At 71.2% G+C, this 15,983-nt stretch carries 13 protein-coding genes and 1 pseudogene; 3 read left to right on the top strand and 11 right to left on the bottom strand.

Annotation, left to right across the window (positions count from 1 at the left end; genetic code table 11):
- Positions 1–6: 6 nt before the first annotated feature.
- The 4 genes from ABFX50_RS42470 to ABFX50_RS42455 all read right to left on the bottom strand — a co-directional run bounded on the left by ABFX50_RS42470 (position 7) and on the right by ABFX50_RS42455 (position 4,924).
- Entirely contained in the window at positions 7–1,863 is a 1,857-nt protein-coding gene (locus ABFX50_RS42470) for an AfsR/SARP family transcriptional regulator (protein ID WP_346154936.1), read from the bottom strand.
- A gap of 208 nt (positions 1,864–2,071) precedes the next feature.
- The gene (locus tag ABFX50_RS42465; protein ID WP_346154934.1) at positions 2,072–2,749 is read right to left on the bottom strand and encodes a response regulator; all 678 of its coding nucleotides are present in this window, start codon (positions 2,747–2,749) and stop codon (positions 2,072–2,074) included.
- Positions 2,731–3,831, bottom strand: a complete 1,101-nt coding sequence (locus ABFX50_RS42460) for a hypothetical protein (protein ID WP_346154931.1) — start codon at positions 3,829–3,831, stop codon at positions 2,731–2,733. Before ABFX50_RS42460 ends, ABFX50_RS42465 begins: the two co-directional genes overlap by 19 nt.
- Positions 3,821–4,924: a sensor histidine kinase gene (locus ABFX50_RS42455; RefSeq protein ID WP_346154926.1), complete on the bottom strand. Its 1,104-nt coding sequence runs from the start codon at positions 4,922–4,924 to the stop codon at positions 3,821–3,823. The genes ABFX50_RS42460 and ABFX50_RS42455 overlap by 11 nt, the downstream gene beginning before the upstream one ends.
- Before the next feature lie 508 nt (positions 4,925–5,432).
- Between ABFX50_RS42455 and ABFX50_RS42450 the strand changes: the two genes are divergently transcribed.
- A complete protein-coding gene (locus tag ABFX50_RS42450) occupies positions 5,433–6,752 on the top strand; it encodes a hypothetical protein (RefSeq protein ID WP_346154922.1) in 1,320 nt (439 codons plus the stop codon).
- A gap of 93 nt (positions 6,753–6,845) precedes the next feature.
- Here the strand turns inward: ABFX50_RS42450 and ABFX50_RS42445 are convergent, their stop codons facing one another.
- The 6 genes and pseudogenes from ABFX50_RS42445 to ABFX50_RS42420 all read right to left on the bottom strand — a co-directional run bounded on the left by ABFX50_RS42445 (position 6,846) and on the right by ABFX50_RS42420 (position 10,920).
- Positions 6,846–7,766, bottom strand: coding sequence for an SDR family oxidoreductase (locus ABFX50_RS42445; protein WP_346154920.1), 921 nt, complete (start codon positions 7,764–7,766; stop codon positions 6,846–6,848).
- Positions 7,767–7,881: 115 nt separating this feature from the next.
- A complete protein-coding gene (locus ABFX50_RS42440; RefSeq protein ID WP_346154917.1) occupies positions 7,882–8,349 on the bottom strand; it encodes a MarR family winged helix-turn-helix transcriptional regulator in 468 nt (155 codons plus the stop codon).
- A 122-nt stretch (positions 8,350–8,471) separates the two neighbouring features.
- Positions 8,472–9,377: an NADP-dependent oxidoreductase gene (locus tag ABFX50_RS42435; RefSeq protein WP_346154915.1), complete on the bottom strand. Its 906-nt coding sequence runs from the start codon at positions 9,375–9,377 to the stop codon at positions 8,472–8,474.
- Positions 9,378–9,632: 255 nt separating this feature from the next.
- Positions 9,633–9,719, bottom strand: a pseudogene (locus tag ABFX50_RS42430) (FMN-binding negative transcriptional regulator); the annotation flags it as partial.
- Positions 9,712–9,840, bottom strand: coding sequence for a hypothetical protein (locus ABFX50_RS42425; protein WP_346154912.1), 129 nt, complete (start codon positions 9,838–9,840; stop codon positions 9,712–9,714). The pseudogene ABFX50_RS42430 and the gene ABFX50_RS42425, both read right to left, overlap by 8 nt.
- 231 nt (positions 9,841–10,071) lie before the next feature.
- Positions 10,072–10,920 (bottom strand): EamA family transporter, encoded by an 849-nt coding sequence (locus tag ABFX50_RS42420; protein ID WP_346154909.1) that lies wholly within the window; start codon positions 10,918–10,920, stop codon positions 10,072–10,074.
- Positions 10,921–11,034: 114 nt separating this feature from the next.
- Between ABFX50_RS42420 and ABFX50_RS42415 the strand changes: the two genes are divergently transcribed.
- Positions 11,035–11,613, top strand: coding sequence for a helix-turn-helix domain-containing protein (locus ABFX50_RS42415; RefSeq protein ID WP_346154907.1), 579 nt, complete (start codon positions 11,035–11,037; stop codon positions 11,611–11,613).
- Between the two features lie 243 nt (positions 11,614–11,856).
- Here ABFX50_RS42415 and ABFX50_RS42410 read toward each other — a convergent pair whose 3' ends face one another.
- Positions 11,857–12,336 (bottom strand): FG-GAP repeat protein, encoded by a 480-nt coding sequence (locus ABFX50_RS42410; RefSeq protein WP_346154905.1) that lies wholly within the window; start codon positions 12,334–12,336, stop codon positions 11,857–11,859.
- A 722-nt stretch (positions 12,337–13,058) separates the two neighbouring features.
- Here ABFX50_RS42410 and ABFX50_RS42405 point away from each other — a divergent pair.
- Positions 13,059–15,803: a helix-turn-helix transcriptional regulator gene (locus ABFX50_RS42405; protein ID WP_346154902.1), complete on the top strand. Its 2,745-nt coding sequence runs from the start codon at positions 13,059–13,061 to the stop codon at positions 15,801–15,803.
- The last annotated feature ends 180 nt before the right edge of the window (positions 15,804–15,983 follow it).

Here is a 15,983-nt window from a genome sequence, read left to right as displayed (position 1 = left end):
AAGACTCTAGAAGTACGGTGTCCAGCCGGGTCCGATGGCGGCGGCGTGCACGGGTCCGGAGAGGTGACGGGCGGCCTGCTCGCGGGCGTAGAGGCGGATCAGGTCGTGCATCCGGTAGCGGCCGGGTCCGGCGGACTCCAGGAGGCGGGCGTCGAGGAGGTGGTTGAGCGCGGCTTCCGCCCTGCGTTCCGGCCAGCCGGTGAGAGCGGAGATGCCGGCCGCCGTGTGGATGGGGGTTTCCATCGACCCGAGCCTCAGGAACGCCTGGGAGGCGTCATGACCCGCGGGCCCTCTCAGCAGGTGCTGGAGGCTGACCGCGATGCTGTGGCGGATGGCCAGATCGGCATGTTCGAGGGCGTCGAGGCGGCGGTCGGGGTCGGTGAGCTGATCGGCCAGCCAGGACAGTGCCCGATCGGGCCTGGCAGCCACGCGTGCCGCCGAGATGCGGAGCGCGAGGGGCAGGCCGCCGCACTGCCGGACGATCTGCTGCGCCGCTTCCGGTTCGCCATGGACCCGGCCGGGACCCGCGAAGCGGACGAACAGCGCGGTGGCGTCGGCGTGGTCGAGCCTCGACAGCTCGAGATGACTCGTGCTGTCCAGCGAGGCCATGATCTGGCGGCTGGTGATGATCACCGCGCATGCGGGCCCTGCGGGGATGAGAGGCCGGACCTGCCCGGCGTCGAGCGCGTTGTCGAGGACGACGAGCAGATTACGCGTCGAGGTCAGCGAGCGGTACCGCGCAGCGGCCTCGTCCAGGGTGGACGGTACGGCGGCGCCGTCAAGCCCGAGTGAGCGCAGCAGCCGGCCGAGGGCCTCGTACGGCGGCAGTGGCCGGCGCCCGGCGGTGGCGGCGCCCATGTCGACGTAGAGGACGCCGTCGGCGAAGCGGTCGGCGACGGCGTGCGCGACGTGAACGGCCAGCGCGGATGTGCCGACCCCACCGGGACCGTGCACCGCGGCGACGGCAGGCAGCCCTGGCCGGGTGTCGGTGAGCGTCCTGCGCAGCCATGCGATCTCCGTGGCCCGCGCGGTGAACGCCGGGATGTCGGCGGGGAGTTCGGTGGGGATGACGGGCCTGCCGAGCGTGGCTCGCTGCGCCGGGGTGTCGAGGTCGAGCGTGGGATCTCGCCGGAGTACCGCCTGCTGCAGCCGGCGCAGCGTCGATCCTGGTTCGACACCCAGCTCATCGGCCATGGCACGGCGCGTCTCCCGGTACACGGCGAGCGCCTCCGAGGGACGGGAGGCCCGGTACAGCGCGAGCATCAGCTGGGCTCGCGGACGTTCCCGCAGCGGGTGGGCCTCGACGTGGGCGGTGAGCACCGGTACGACCGCGTGGTGATCACCGGCTGCCAGGCGCAGGTCTACGTGGTCCTCCAACGTGGTCAGGCGCTCCTCTTCGAGGCGAGCCGACTCGGCCTCGGCCCACGAGGCTGTCATGCCGGCCAGGGCATCCCCTCGCCACAGGGCCAGAGCCCGCTGGAACAGCCCGTCCGCCGTCTCGATCTCGCCCTGTGCCTTCGCGTCACGCGCACGGCCGGCCAGGAGCGAGAACAGATGGACGTCGATGCGCTCGCGTGGGAGGTTCAGCTGGTACCCGCCGGAGACGGTCGCGATGATGTCGTCGCCCTGGTGCGGTGCGAGCAGGCCGCGAAGTTTCGACACCACGATGTGCAGCTGCTTACCCGCCGTCGTCGCCGTGCTATCGCCCCATACCTGGGCGAGCAGCTGTTCCGAGGAGACCGGCTGCCCAGCATTCAGTGCCAACCTGGTCAGAACCCCGACCCGCCGCTCACCGGCCAGCACGGCCGGCTCGCCGTTCGCCGCGATCTCGCACGGCCCCAGGATGTTGATCTCCAGTCCCATCAGGGCCCCCTGTCATATCGATGGCGCATGCGAATCTCTGTGGCCGGGAGCAGGCAAGGAGACGTCCGCTCATGGGAGCAGGCCGGCGTACGTTCGTCCCCGCGTAAGGGGATGCCCACTGCCCCGTGGAGTGGGCATCCTCGCGACCTGACCGCAGCAGATCACCACCCTACGGAGACATCGGGCGTACCGATGTCCGGCGAACGACCTACAACGAGGCCTCCGTCTCGTTGAGCTCGGCGAGCGTGATGAGCCCGTCGTCGAGGGCGCGGCTGACCAGTTCGCTCTTGGTGCGGGCGCTCCGACCCACGTTGGCGTACTTCACCCGCACCCGTGTGATGTAGGTGTCGACAGTCTTGGCCGCGATGTTGAGCTTGGCCGCGACGAGCTCCTTGGAGGAGGAGACGAACCACGCCCGCAGCACCTCGACCTCACGCTGTGACAGCCGAGGCCGGTCGGCGGCGGTGTCGGCGATGAACGCCCCGGACAGCGAGGGCGTGGTGTACGGCTCACCCCGCGCGGCCGCCCGGATGGCGGGGACCAGGTGCTCAGGCCCCTCCCGCTTGGTCAGGTAGGCGAGCGCGCCGAGATCGACGCACTTGATGGCGATGGCGTCTTCCGTGTGTTGCGAATACACGATCACGCGCCTGCCGATGTCGACCAGCCTGCGAAGCTCCCCGAAGTTCGGCAGACCGGGCACCAGCTCCAGATCGAAGATCACAACATCGGCGGCGGCCCCCGGCCCGGTCCAGACGTCGGCGAGCCGGTCTCCGGCGTCGATGAGGCCGATGGGCGGTACGGCGTGGGCACACCAGCTGCCGACTCCGGCGGCGATGGCCGCGTGATCGTCCACGATCACGGCAGTGATCAGCTCGTCGGCTGCCATCGGGCCTCCATCCAGACCATGTCGTCGTGGTACAACGCCTCGACGCGGACACCGGTCGAGGCCGGGTTCGGCGCCGTCACCTCGTCGCAGTCGGCGACGACGCTGACCGACACCAGGTCCGCATCGCCCACGACGGTGACCCGTGCCCGTGAGGCGGCTGTGGCCAGCACAGTCAGCACCGCCTCGGTGAGGTCGCGCCGTACGGCCACGGGCGGCACCGGCCACTGGCCGCGGGCGTCCAGTTCCACCGCGACACCCTTGCGGTCGGCCACGTCGGCGCAGTGACGCAACTCGTGCAGCAGGGGGTCGGCGACGGAGTCGGCCTCGGCGAACAGCCGCCGCATCCGGGCCGCCTCAATGGCGCAGCGCCGCTGAACCTGCGGATCTCCGGGGTCGAGCGATCCGTCGGCGAGCCCTTCCAGCAGCGGAATCGTGGCCACTGACAGCTCGCCGTACCGTCGCAGCCTGCGCCGGTGCGCCTCAGCCGTACCGGCCTCGGAAGCCCGTACTCGCTCGATCTCCAGGTGCGAGGCCGCCGCCACCGCGCTGAGACGGTGCAGGATCGCCGCCATCACCGCCACGCACAGCGGGAAGCCCACCACGCTCACCGAACCGGTGGCGAACCTGGCCAGCGCCTGCTGGGTGGGGTGATCGAAGACGAGCAGGTGCAGCAGGGCAGTGAGCTCGTGGGCCATCAGGAACGCCACGCAGGAGCGCAGCGGCCGATCGAGCAGGACGACGACGCCCACCCAGTTGGCGGCGCCGAACACCCAGTCGATCTCGGTCGAGGTGCTCCTGCCCGGCAGGGCCGCGTACGACAGAGCCGACGCGCCGAGCACGACAGTGATGGCGAGCCCGCGAAGCCGGTGCCACGTTCTTCCCCGGACGAGCAGGGCCGCCTCACCCGCGAGCACGGCCCCGAGTGCCGCCATGGCGCCGAACTGCGCGAGCGCGGGCTCATAGCGGTCCATGTGGCGCAGCAGGTTCACCATCCCGAGCCCGAACACGATCGCCGAGGCGGCGAGCAGCGTCGCGAGCCGCAGGCCGTGCCGTAACGCGGCCTCGAACAGGTCAGCCGTCACCGGCGCGCCACTCCAGCCGTACCAGGGTGCCCTCGCCGGGGGCGGAGGTGATCGTGGCCGTGCCGCCGATGCGGGTCATCCGTCCATGGACGGACTCGCGCAGGCCGTACCTGGTGGCCGGCACCTGCGCCGGGGAGAATCCCCTTCCTCTGTCGGCGATGTCGAGCCGCAGCGCTTGGGAGTCGCCACGCAGCCGTACGGTCGCCCGGGTCGTATCCGCGTGCCGGCGCACGTTGGTGAGCGCCTCTCCAGCCGCATCGGCGATCGCGCGCGCGACGTCGTACGGCAGGCGCACCTCCCCGGGAGCGTCGAACTCCACGGTCAGCGGCACCGCGTCGAGGCCCGCGCGCAGCAGTTCCACGACATCAGCGTGCGGGTGCGCCGGGCTGCTGCCCGATGCGAGCCTGTCGAGATCCCTGCGGGCCTGAGCGGGCAGCCAGCCTGCGTCGGAGCGCACCTGCCCGATGCCGACCATCAGCAGGGTCGTCGCCGCCGTGTCGTGCAGGGCGTTGGCGAACTCGCGTTCCTCGGCGCGGACGGCAGCAGCCACGAGCGATCGGCCGCGCGCCCGCGCGGCCTCGTCGGCCGCCAGGTCGGCCCGGTGGGCGGCCCGCCGCAGGAGCGTCCAGGCCACCCGGGAAAGCACGGCCGCCGCCGGCGCCCACAGCAGCCCTCGGATCACGCTGGCGTCCGCGCCCGCCACGGCGACGGCGACCACCGTCCCGCCTCCGGCCGCCAGCGCCGCGGCGGCGCCCACCAGCACGGGGGTGTGCCACTGGCAGGTGACGCACATGAAGAGGACCAGCAGGCGCAGCCAGCCGGTGTTGGTGTCCTCGATCGCGTCCGTCCACCAGACGCACGCGGCCAGCCCCAGCAGGACGACAACGTCGAGGACGACCGGGACGCTCCCCCGGCCCCTGCCGAGCCACCACGCGTAACCACAGGTCCAGGCCGCCGCGACGGCGACGACGAGGGCGGTGGGCGCGAGGTTGCCGGGAGCGGAGCGGAACAGCGCGATCGCGCAGATGGGAACCAGCGTCACCAGACGCATGACGGCCGCGTACTGGCGGCCGAAGCGGACCAGTTGGCGCATCGCCTCCTGCGCCACCCCGTCACCTCGCTCCCGTCGATTTCGTTCGGACAAATCCTAACGATCGACCAAACCGTAATCGCGGTGAGAGGCGTTCGCCTGACACTCCCGCATATCCGTCGTCCGTAGGCTCGCATCGGGGGCGCAAAAGGGGCGAAGCACGCCTTCCCGTCGTATGCCTGTCATCTCAGGGGCGGCAGGCTTGCCCGCTCTGGAGGTTCGTCCGATGTCCACCCCTCACCCGCCGTCTCACGGGTCCGGCGCGCCCGGATATCAGGGCGGCCGGCACGTCGCGCCGCCCTGGGCTTCCGGCGGCTTCCCGCCCCCCGCCCAGGGTGGACCTGCACCAGGCGGGACAGGACCGGGCGGGACAGGACCGGGCGTACGGTGGCCTCCTGGTCCCGGCGGGCAGCCGCCCCACCCGCAGGGCGGCCCGGGAGGGCAGTGGTCTCCTCCTCAGCGAAACGGCGGCGGAGGGGGAGGGAAGGGGCCGCTGATCGCCGTCCTCGTCGTGCTCGGCGTCGTCCTGCTCGGCGGACTGGCAGGGGCCTGGCTGCTCCTGAGCCGTGACGAAGCCGGCCCGCCCGCGAACCCGGTCTCCGGCCGGAGCGCTCCGGTCCGGTCGCCCACGGCCAAGGAGGCGAAGACCACCGAGGCGGTGGAACTCCGGGCGATCACTGGCGACCAGCTCTGCGCCGCCGTACCGGACAACCTCCGTAAGAGCCTGGTAGCCGACGCCAGATACGGGGGGAAGGACGCCTCCACCGGGGCGGCCGCCGACACCGAGAAGCGAGCGGCCTGCCGCTGGACGAACAGCAAGATGGACGTCGGCGACGGCGTCCTCGGTTATCGCGCGCTGAGCATCGCCGTGGAAGCCAGGAGCACAGAGGCGCTCAGCGCCGTCGAATACGCCGCAGATCGCTTCGAGCGGGACAAGAAAGCGCACGAGCGGCGAGTCAACGTCCGCGACGGCAAGCGGATCGACGGCAGGACCTCAGGCTCGGCGTTCGGCGAGCTCAAGGCGCTGGAGTATGGCGACGCCTCCTACAGCCAGTCCTCCATCGGGATGAACGGCCTCAAGGCGGAGGTGTTCGTGCGGCAGGGCCCCTGGCTGATCAAGGTCACCTACGGCGGCGACAACCGGACCGGCGCCAAGTACCCCTCCGGCGACGAGACGCGGGCCGCGGCCGGGAAGGTCACCGAGCTCATCACCGCAGAGATGGCCAAGAGTGCCGACAAGGTGAAGCTCACCGGGCCCTGCGGCATCGTCACCGCCGAGCAGATCGAGTCGGCGTTCTTCCCCGCCGCCGGCGGGCCGTCCGTCAGTACCAACGACGGCAGGATCAAGCAGACCGCCTGCACCTGGACGGTCAAGGAGGCCGTCAAGCACCGGCCTGGGGATGAGTTCACCGCGCGCGGAGGCCAACTGACCATCCGCCTGGTCCGCTGGGGTGGGGGCGACACCGGATCGACGTTCCAGTTCGATCGCGACGCCAAGAAGTACGACCGCTACCACGCCAAGGGCGGCATCGGCGACGATCGCCTCCACATCGTGTACGAACCCCGCCAGGAGCTGTCCGGGCTCGGGGAAAAAGCGTTCGTCGTGCGTTCCAGCACCACCAAGCTCTACGACAAGAGCGCGCCTCCCATGATGGAGATGCTCGTCAAGGTCCTGGTCGGTGACCAAACGGTCGAGGTCGCGTTCCGGGGGACGACAACCGGAGGCGGCCTCGTCGACGCCGCCGGCTACCGGGCCCCTTTCCTCGATCCGGCGGTCGCGCAACCGGCCCTGACGAAGGTGGCCAAGATCTTCGTCGACGGCCTGAAATGACCTGAAGGTCGCGTGGGGGGCGCCAGAACGGCGAATACTGGCGCTGAACGGCAGCCTCAGGTGTCCTGGTATAGGCGTCGGGAGGCGGGCCTGTCACCGGTGCCGTGCGGTGCCCAGCTCGTCGCTGTACCGGGCGAGGACGTCCTCGGCCGTGGGGACGGGGCCGAACAGCTGCTCCTGGCGGCGGGCGTCGGCGACGTAGCGGCCGGTGTCGAACCAGCCGAACATCGCGGCCATGTCCTTGATCAGGGGCATGAAGCGGCCGGCGACGGCTCCTGCGGCGCGGGCGACGGAGGAAGGAACGGCCCACACCTTGATCTTCTTTCCGGCCCTGCCGCCCATCAGGTCGGCCACCTCGCGCATGCTGACCGGACGATCCCAGCCGATGTCGATGCGCTCACCGTCGTCGGCCTCGGCGTCGACTGCGGCTGCCAGGTACGTCGCGAGATCGGAGGTGTGGACGAAGGTCAGCGGGACAGTGGTCTTGCCAATCCACATCAGGCGGCCCTTGTCGATCGGGTCGCCCGCCATGCCCGCGATCTGGTCGAGGAACGCCCCCGGGCGCAGTGCCAGGAACGGGACGCCGAGCTGTTCGAGTTTGTCCTCGGCGAGCTTCTTGTGCCAGAAGTGTGGGACATCGGGGGTCTGGTCGCTGGTGAGGATGCTGGTCAGGACGAACCGTCGGATGCCGGCGCGGTGGGCGGCCTCGGCGAGGTTGGCGTTGCCGACGGTGTCGATGTCATGGGCGTTCTTGCCGCCGCGGGTGTAGCCGGCGGCGGTGGTGATGACGGCATCGGCGCCGTTCATGGCGGCGACGAGCGAGTCGAGGTCGAGCATGTCGCCGCGGGCGATCTCGACACCCCGGCTTTCGAGCCTGCTCGCGTCGGTGGTCGGCCGAACCAGGGCACGGACGTTCTTGCCGCGCTTGAGTAGTTCGTCGACGACCTTGCCCCCGAGAGAGCCGGTCGCCCCGACGACGAGAACCGGGAGGGTGGTGGAGTCGGTGGCAGTCATGAGGTTTTCACTTTCCATCAGGTCAGGAGCGAGGGGCTTGGTTGCCGAGGTCGAAGGGATGGGACGGGGTGATGCGGTCGTCATGGAGGTGCAGACGGCTGGCCGCACCGGCGAGTTACTCGGACTCTTCTTGCGGAAGCGCGCGGCTGGTGAGCGCCTCGGCGATGGCGTAGGCGGTGTCGACGAAGGACTCGGCCTGCTGCTCCGACAGGTTCCGCGCGGAGGTCTCCTCCAAGGTCTGCCACAGGGCCGCGATGGGTTGGCGCATGGAACGGCCTTTGTCGGTGAGGTGGACCACCATGACGCGCCGGTCATGTGCGGCCGGTTCGCGGACGACCAGGCCGGCGTCCTGCATCCGGCGCAGGGACTTGGAGACGGTGGAGTGGTCCAGGCCGACGCTTTCGAGCAGCTCGGACTGGGTCTGGCCGTCCCGGTCAAAGAGCTGCATCAGCAGCAGCTCCTGTCCGGGATGCAGGTCCATCGCGCGAAGCAGGGCGGCGGCGTGGGCGCGGTGGGCGCGGGCGAGCTGGAAGATCGCGTAGCTCATCGGCCCTTTGCCGGCCGTCGTGGGAATGTGGGGCATGGTTCGGCGCCTCAATCCGTGTAGGTGGGGTAGTCGGCGTAGCCGGCCGCTCCGCCGCCGTAGAAGGTGGCCGGGTCGGGGGCGTTCAGCTCCGCGGCGGCGCGGAGCTGCTCGAGGATGTTTCAGCCGACGGCGAGGACCAGCTTGCCCCGGACATGCCCGGCGTCGCTGACCTGCTGGGCCGTGGCGGCCTGGTCGAGCGGATAGGCGGTGACGGTGGTGACGACCTTGCCGGTCGCGGCGTCCTGGGCCAGGACCGCCAGGCGGTCGGCCGAGACCTCCTGAGGACCGGTGGCGAAGGTGATGCCGAGCTGCTGCGCGCGGAAGTCCGCGATGGTGACGATGCGGTCGGTACCGCCCCGCAGGGTGATGGAGTCCTCAAGGGCGCCCTTCCCTGCCAGGTCGAACACCGCGTCCACGCCGTCAGGGGCGAGCGCCAGGACCCGCTCGACCAGGCCCTCGCCGTACACGGTCGCGGTGGCGCCGAGCGAGGCGAGATAGTCCTGATTCCCGGGGCCGGCGGTGCCGATGACACGTGCTCCGCGGGCCGTGGCGAGCTGAACCGCCAGGGTTCCGACCCCTCCGGATGCGCCGTGCATCAGCACGGTCTCTCCCGCGGCGACGCCGAGCAGGTTCAGGACCCGTTCGGCGGTCTCACCCGCCACCGGCAGCGCGGCCGCGTGCTGCCAGTCGAGGGCGGCGGGCTTGGGGGCCACGATGGTGGCCAGCGCGTACTCGGCGTACGAGCCGGTGTCCGACCAGCCCAGCACCTCGTCGCTGACCTGTACGTCGGTCACGCCCTCACCCAGGGCATCCACCACGCCGGCGAACTCACGACCGGGGACGGCGGGGAAGGTCGTCGGGTACACGGCCTCCAGCTTCCCTGAGCGGATCTTGCCGTCCAGCGCGTTCAGCCCGGCAGCCTTCACGCGGACACGGACCTGCCCGGGGCCGGGCTGCGGGATCTCGATGTCCGCCTCGTGCAGTACTTCCGGGCCGCCGAAACGGTCGAAGACGATGGCTTTCATGACAGCTCCTAACGTTGCGCCACACATTAGGTGGCTAGACACATAATCACTGTACAGCAAATATGTGGCTAGCCAAGTATCTGCCTGCCGCCCGGACCGTACGAGATCGACCGCGGCTGCGTCATGTCCGGCTTCGAGGGCCGAACGACCCTCATCATTCGCGGCGTCGTCGTATGTGCACGTGGCCTGGACTGCGGCGACCTCCAGGCGCAGCCTGCGGATGCCGGACAGCATGCGCCCGTACGGCGGGCGGCTGACGGCGACCTCGGCGTGGTCGCCGCCGGGCTGGAAGTGGGTGAGCTGCCGGGTCAGCAGGTCGGCCTTGGCCTGGGGGTCATCGATGACGTGCGCCTGGCAGGTGAACTGGACGGCCGCGTAGTAGTGCGCCAGGGCCGGGGACGAAGGCGTAGTCGCCGACGACGGTGAAGGTCACCTCCGGGTTGCGCTCGACCGCCTTCCACACGGGGTTGGGGCGGGCGAGGTGGATCAGCAGGTCACCGCCGTGGCAGATGAAGCGGGTGGGGACGACGACGGGCGGCCGGCCGGGCAGGCCGTTGACGGCGAGCTGGACCGAAGTCGTGGCTGTCGGCGATCCAGGTCTGCCATTCGGCCTCGTCCAGGCCGGCGTCTCAGGGCTGGATGAACACAGGAACTCCTTCGCGGTGATCGGCGTGGTGGAGGCGGTGCGGGGCGGTCAGGTGAGGGCCAGCAGGCTGACCGCGACGGCGGCGGCGCCCAGACCGGCGAGCTGGCCGCGGCCGACGCGTTCGTGCAGCACCCCGCGGGCCAGCAGGACCGTCCCGGCCGGATACAGGGCGACGATCACCGCGACGATCGACAGGTCGCCGCTGCGGGCGGCGAGCAGGAACAGCAGGTTGGCGATCGAGTCCAGCACTCCGGCGGTCGCCGACAGGGCGTAGGCGGGCTTGTCGGGGCCGAGCCTGCGAGACATCATCGCGGCCGCGGTCAGGGTGATCGCCGAGGAGACCGTTCTTCCGGCGATCAGCGGGGCGATGCCACTGCCCGCGGGCGCCTGATGCAGGAAGATAAGCTGCAGGGCGATGGCCGCGCCTGCGCCGAGCGCCAGGAGCAGCGCCGTACGAGAAGGACGGGCCGATGTGCCGCCCTGTCCGGTCCCGGGGCCGGCGCTGACCAGCACCACCGCCACCAGGGCCAGCGGCAGGCCCACCAGCCCGGCCACCGACAGGTGCTCGCCCTGGACCAGGCCGACCGTCACCGGCAGCACCGCCGACACCAGCGCGGTCACCGGCGACAGCACGTTCATCGGCCCGATCGCCAGCGTCCGGTACAGCAGCGTGAACGCCGCCGCTGACGCCACTCCCGAGGCCGCACCCCACGCCAGCGCCCCGGGGCTGAAGGTGGCGCCCAGGATCGGCCACAGCAGCAGTTCCACCACCAGGCTGGCTGGGGCGGCGACCATGACGGTGCGCAGCACGTGGGCCTTGCGGGCGCCCAAGCCGCCGAGGAAGTCGGCGCATCCGTAGGCCAGGGAGCTGCCCAGCGCCAGCAGCAAAGCGATCACGACACCTCCGATGGGTTCAATGGAATGACTTCACGGTACATCAGAACGACCGGAAAGTGCCAATCGAACGACCGTGGAGTACACTGAAACGACCGAGGAAGGGGAGCCAGCCAGATGGCCGAGAACGACACCGCCCTGCGGACCGTCGCCCACAACGTCAGGACCGCTCGGCTGCGCGCGGGTCTGTCCCTGGAGGAGCTCAGTCGTCGCGCCCAGGTCTCCAAAGGCGCGCTCGCCGCGCTGGAGAAGGCCCAGGGCAACCCCAACCTGGCCACCCTCGTTCGCCTGGCCGACACGCTCGGCATCTCGGTGCCCACCCTCATGCAGGGCCCGCCAGAAGGTCGTACCGTCCGCATCGCCAGCGCCGAGGAGATCGAGCCGCTGTGGACCGGCGAACACGGCGGCCAGGCCCGCCTCATGCTGGTCATCGCCGGTGCTGCGCCGGTGGAGGTGTGGCGGTGGCGGCTGCACCCCGGAGAGGACTACCCGAGCCAGCCCCACCAGGCCGGGGTCGTGGAGACCGTCAGTGTCACCACCGGCCAGATGGTCCTCGTCCTCGACGGCGCCGAGCACACCGTCACCGCCGGGCAGAGCGCCACGTTCAACGGCGACAGCCCCCACACCTACCGCGGTGCCGGCACCGGCCCCTGCGATCTGATCATGACTGTGCACCTGCCGCCCGGCCCCGCCTGACCGCCCTGTCCACGCCGGGCCGCACGGACGCCCTCCTCGCCCGGCCGGCCGGTGGCCGTCGTGCCGCTGCGTCGAAGAGGTCGCCAATCAGTTGACCGCGTCGTCACCGGAACTCTTCCCCCCAGCCTTGCCCATCGGCCGCCTCGTCCTCACTTAACCGGCATAGCCCCTTTCGTCCCGATCCTTGCCGGCGTCGAGCGAGAACCGAATCGGTTTCGGGAGCATCGATCCGGGTCGGCCCGCCTATTTCAGCAGAACCTCGCCGAAATTCGCCTGAGTCGAGTTGAGGCCGTACCAGCTGGGGTGGACGGCCTGGGCGGTGACGGTCGAGACGCCGGTGGCCGAGCCGTGCAGGACGGCCAGCATGCCGCTACCCCCGTTCTTGGCGGGTGTGCCGACGATGACCTCGCCCCTGCCGTCGCCGGTGATGTCGGTGATCGTGATGGCCTGTCCGAAGTGGTCGCCGGGCTTGGACTGCTCGCGGATCGGGTCGGGCAGGGAGGACCCGCCGATGGGCCCGATGCCGTCCTGGGTGATGGTCTGAGCACGTTTGACCACCGGACCGTTGGCGGAGCCGGGGATCACCATGACGGCGCCGGCTTCGCTGTGGCCTGAGACGGTGGCCTTGGCGGCACCGACGGCGATCTCGGCCCAACCGTCGCCGTTGACGTCGCCCACGGCCAGGCCTGGGCCGAGTTCTGCGCCGGTGGCCAGCGAGGACAAGTCGACGCTGTAGCCGGGGGCCGGGGCTCATGTGTGCGTCTCCTGCGATGCGTTTTCGCTTACCTCGTGGAGCATCGCGGAGCCCACTGGTGATCCACTTGTGCCTCGGTTGAGGCTGCGGCCGGGCGCACCCGGTGCTGGGGCGGGTGCGGGCGGTCGACCTTCGCCACAGTGTCGATCGTCTGGAGCTTGGGTCCAGGTGCACAATGGGCTCTGGCGAACATCGACCGGGGCGCGATCGGCGGCGAGACCGGGTTGGCCGGCAAGGACTTGGCAGCGGCCCTCGAGTCTGGGGAGAGGCCCGAGCGCCGACCTGGAGGGGCGGCCAGCGACGGCTGTCATCGGCCGCTCCAGGACTCCCGGGCTGGTGACCGGCGGCATCTGAAGAGGCCTCAGCAGCCGGTCATCGGTGGCGTGCGGAGAACATGGCCTGCCGGTCCGATCGGATGTCGGGTGCTGGTGCTGCAGACCGGCATGCACCACCCCTGCCCCTCACGGCTAGGGTACCGACCAGGGTTCATCCCTGGGGCGACGGGCGGCTGCCGCCAGGATCATGATGGTCGGTGTCGACCGGCATGCGCTGTGGCGAAGGAGCTGACGATCGTGGACTTCAAGACCGGAGATCTGAACGGGCCGTCGTGGTACGCCGCCCATGTCGCCGGAACCGCCGGCCTGGGCAGCTGAGACTCGTGGCGGAGCCTGAGCACGGAGGTCGACGGGACGTGGCGAGTATCCCACCGGGGTCGCACCTGCGCGGGCGGGCCCTGGAACAGGAGGTGCTCGACCGGCTGCTGCGTGACGTGCACGACGGGCACAGCCGGGCGCTGGTCCTGCGTGGCGAGTACGGTATCGGCAAGACCGCCCTGCTGACATATCTGGCCGGCCAGACGCCGGTGGGCCGCGTCGTGCGGACTGCCGGGGTGGAGACGGAGTCGGAGATCCCGTACGCGGCGCTCCAGCAGGTGTGCGCGCCCCTACTGGACCACCTCGATCGGTTGCCGGAGGCGCAACGCGAGGCGCTGACCACGGCGTTCGGGCTGAGCCGTGGTAAACCGCCCGGGCAGCTGCTGATCGCGCTGGCCGTGCTGGGTCTGCTGGCGGAGGCTGCCGCCGACGAGCCGCTGGTCTGCGTCGTCGACGACGCGGAGTGGCTCGACGGGCTCTCCGGGGCCATCCTCGCGTCCGTGGCCCGTCGGTTGCACGCCGAGTCGGTGGCTCTGGTGTTCGCCGTCTCCACGTCGGCTACCGCACCCGCGCAGGCCAACGCCGAGTACCTCGCCGGCCTTCCGGAGTTGCGGGTGGACGGGCTCGGCGACGACGACGCCCGGGCGCTGCTGGACTCGGTGCTGCCCGAGCCGGTGGATCCCCAGGTGCGGGACCGGATCGTCGCCGAGGCACGCGGCAACCCGCTGGCGCTGCTGGAACTGCCACGGGGGCTGTCCCCGGCGGAACTGGCCTTCGGCTTCGACGGCGCCCGCAGCGCCTCACCGGTGAGCCGCGTCGAGGAGGACTACCGCCGGGAGATCGCTGCGCTGCCCGCTGACACCCGGCAGCTGGTGCTGGCGGCCGCCGTGGAGGCTGTGGGCGACGGGGCGCTGCTGCTTCGCGCGCTGGAACGGCTCGGGATCGGGCCGGAGGCGGCCGCTCCGGCGCGGATCGACGGTCTGATGGAGATCGGTGCCAGGGTGCGGTTCCGACACCCGCTGGTTCGCGCGGCGGCCCGCCGTTCGGCGGACGCCGCCGAGCTGCGCGAGGTCCACCGTGCTCTCGCCGAGGTGATCGACCCGAGCCGGGAACCGGACCGCCGTGCCTGGCACCGAGCCCAGGCCACGGTCGCGACCGACGAGGAGGTCGCAGAGGAGCTCGAGCGCTCGATCGGCCATGCTCTGGCCCGTGGCGGCTACGCCGCCGTCGCCCACGTCCTGGAACGGGCCGCCGAGCTCAGCGCGGACAGCACCGCGCACGCCGCACGCCTGCTGGTGGCCGCGGACGCGTACCTGACCGCCGGCATGCCGGTGCGGGTTTCCCAGCTGCTCGACATCGCCGGGACGGCTCCGCTCGACCCGAAGCGCCAGGCCCACGCGGAACGGCTGCGCGCGCAGGCGGCGTTCGCGCTCACGCACGGCCGGGCAGCAGGGCCGCGTCTGCTCGCCGCGGCGCAGCGACTGGCCGAGCTGGAACCCGCCGCGGCACGCGAGACGTACCTCTGGGCGCTCGGAGTGGCGCTGCACGCCGGCCCGATCGAAGGCGAGGATCTGCGCCGTGCCGCTGCAGGCGCCCGCGCCATGCCACCCGGCACCGATGCCGTTGGTCTTCTGCTGACCGGACTCGCGACGTGGGTTCTCGACGGGCACGCCGCGGCCGTCCCCGAACTGCGCCGCGCGCTGCGGACGTTGAGCGACGACGACGACCTCCGGCTGCTCTGGCTCGCGGCTCCGGCGTCGTACGCGGTGTGGGACGATGAGACCTGGTACCAGCTCAGCGAGCGGGCGGTGGCGCACGCTCGGGCGACCGGCGCGTTGTCGCTGCTGCCGGCGGCCCTGTCCTCCCTGGCCGGAGCGCTGATCCAGGGGGGGCGTTTCGCGGACGCGGCCGCCCTGACCGACCAGATCGACGCTTTGGGCCGGGCGACCGGCCTTGTACCGGACCTGTGTCCCGCACTTACCCTGGCCGCCGCGCGGGGACGGGAGGCGGAGGCGGGCGAGCTGATCGCCACGGTCCTCCGGGACGCGGACGCATACGGCGAGGGGCGGCTGAACGGCATGGCCGACGTCGCCGCGGCGCTGCTGTACAACGGCCTCGGCGAGTACCCGGCCGCGATGCGGGCCGCGCAACGGGCGGCAGGGCGTGACGACCTCGGCGTGGGGAACTGGGCACTGGTCGAGTCCGTCGAGGCTGCCGCCCGGGCGGGAGAGACGGGGATCGCGTCCATGGCCCGAGAGCGGTTGTCCGAGCGGACCCGGGCTGCCGGCTCGGATTGGGCGCTCGGCGTGCAGGCTCTCGCCGACGCGCTCGCCGGGTCGGCCGGCGAAGCCGAGGACCGCTATCGCGAGGCGATCGAGCAGTTGTCGACGACCCGGCTCGATCTGCTCGTGGCCCGGGCGCGCCTGCTCTACGGCGAGTGGCTGCGCCGCGCGGGCCGCCGGACTGACGCGCGCGACGAACTGCGCGCGGCGCACCACGCGTTCGCCGCGATGGGAGCGGAGGCGTTCGCCCGCCGTGCCGGCCGCGAGCTGGAGGCCACCGGCGAGACGGTCCAGAGCCGGACGAACGGTCCCCGCGACGAGTTGACACCACAGGAGACGCAGGTCGCCCGCCTGGCCGTGACGGGACGTACCAACGCGGAGATCGGAGCGGCCCTGTTCCTCAGTCCGCGAACCGTCGAGTGGCACCTGCGCAAGGTGTTCACCAAGCTGCGCATCGCCTCGCGTCGCGAACTCGCAGCCGCGCTGCGCGTCCAGCCGTGAAACTGACCGGGTGTGGGGCGTCCCCTTCGTCACAGTCCCACACCCGGTCAGCTCGACTGCCCAAACGGAGCCGCGACGTGTTCCGACGGCGGCCCGCTCCCACCAGGCTCACCTCTGACCTGGGGCGGCAGCGGCGCCCTGCCCGCAGATGTGAGAGGCTTTCGCTCGCCTCAAACATGT

It is taken from the genome of Nonomuraea recticatena (assembly GCF_039533245.1).
Classification (GTDB): domain Bacteria; phylum Actinomycetota; class Actinomycetes; order Streptosporangiales; family Streptosporangiaceae; genus Nonomuraea; species Nonomuraea roseola.
This window is presented reverse-complemented; position numbering and strand designations above follow the sequence as displayed.

What these genes read in the sequence shown, in the direction of transcription:
- ABFX50_RS42470 (WP_346154936.1), bottom strand. Translation starts at nt 1,863, where the DNA reads ATGGGACTGGAGATCAACATCCTGGGGCCGTGCGAGATCGCGGCGAAC.
- ABFX50_RS42465 (WP_346154934.1), bottom strand. Translation starts at nt 2,749, where the DNA reads ATGGCAGCCGACGAGCTGATCACTGCCGTGATCGTGGACGATCACGCG.
- ABFX50_RS42455 (WP_346154926.1), bottom strand. Translation starts at nt 4,924, where the DNA reads ATGCGCCAACTGGTCCGCTTCGGCCGCCAGTACGCGGCCGTCATGCGT.
- ABFX50_RS42445 (WP_346154920.1), bottom strand. Translation starts at nt 7,766, where the DNA reads ATGACTGCCACCGACTCCACCACCCTCCCGGTTCTCGTCGTCGGGGCG.
- ABFX50_RS42440 (WP_346154917.1), bottom strand. Translation starts at nt 8,349, where the DNA reads ATGCCCCACATTCCCACGACGGCCGGCAAAGGGCCGATGAGCTACGCG.
- ABFX50_RS42435 (WP_346154915.1), bottom strand. Translation starts at nt 9,377, where the DNA reads ATGAAAGCCATCGTCTTCGACCGTTTCGGCGGCCCGGAAGTACTGCAC.
- ABFX50_RS42415 (WP_346154907.1), top strand. Translation starts at nt 11,035, where the DNA reads ATGGCCGAGAACGACACCGCCCTGCGGACCGTCGCCCACAACGTCAGG.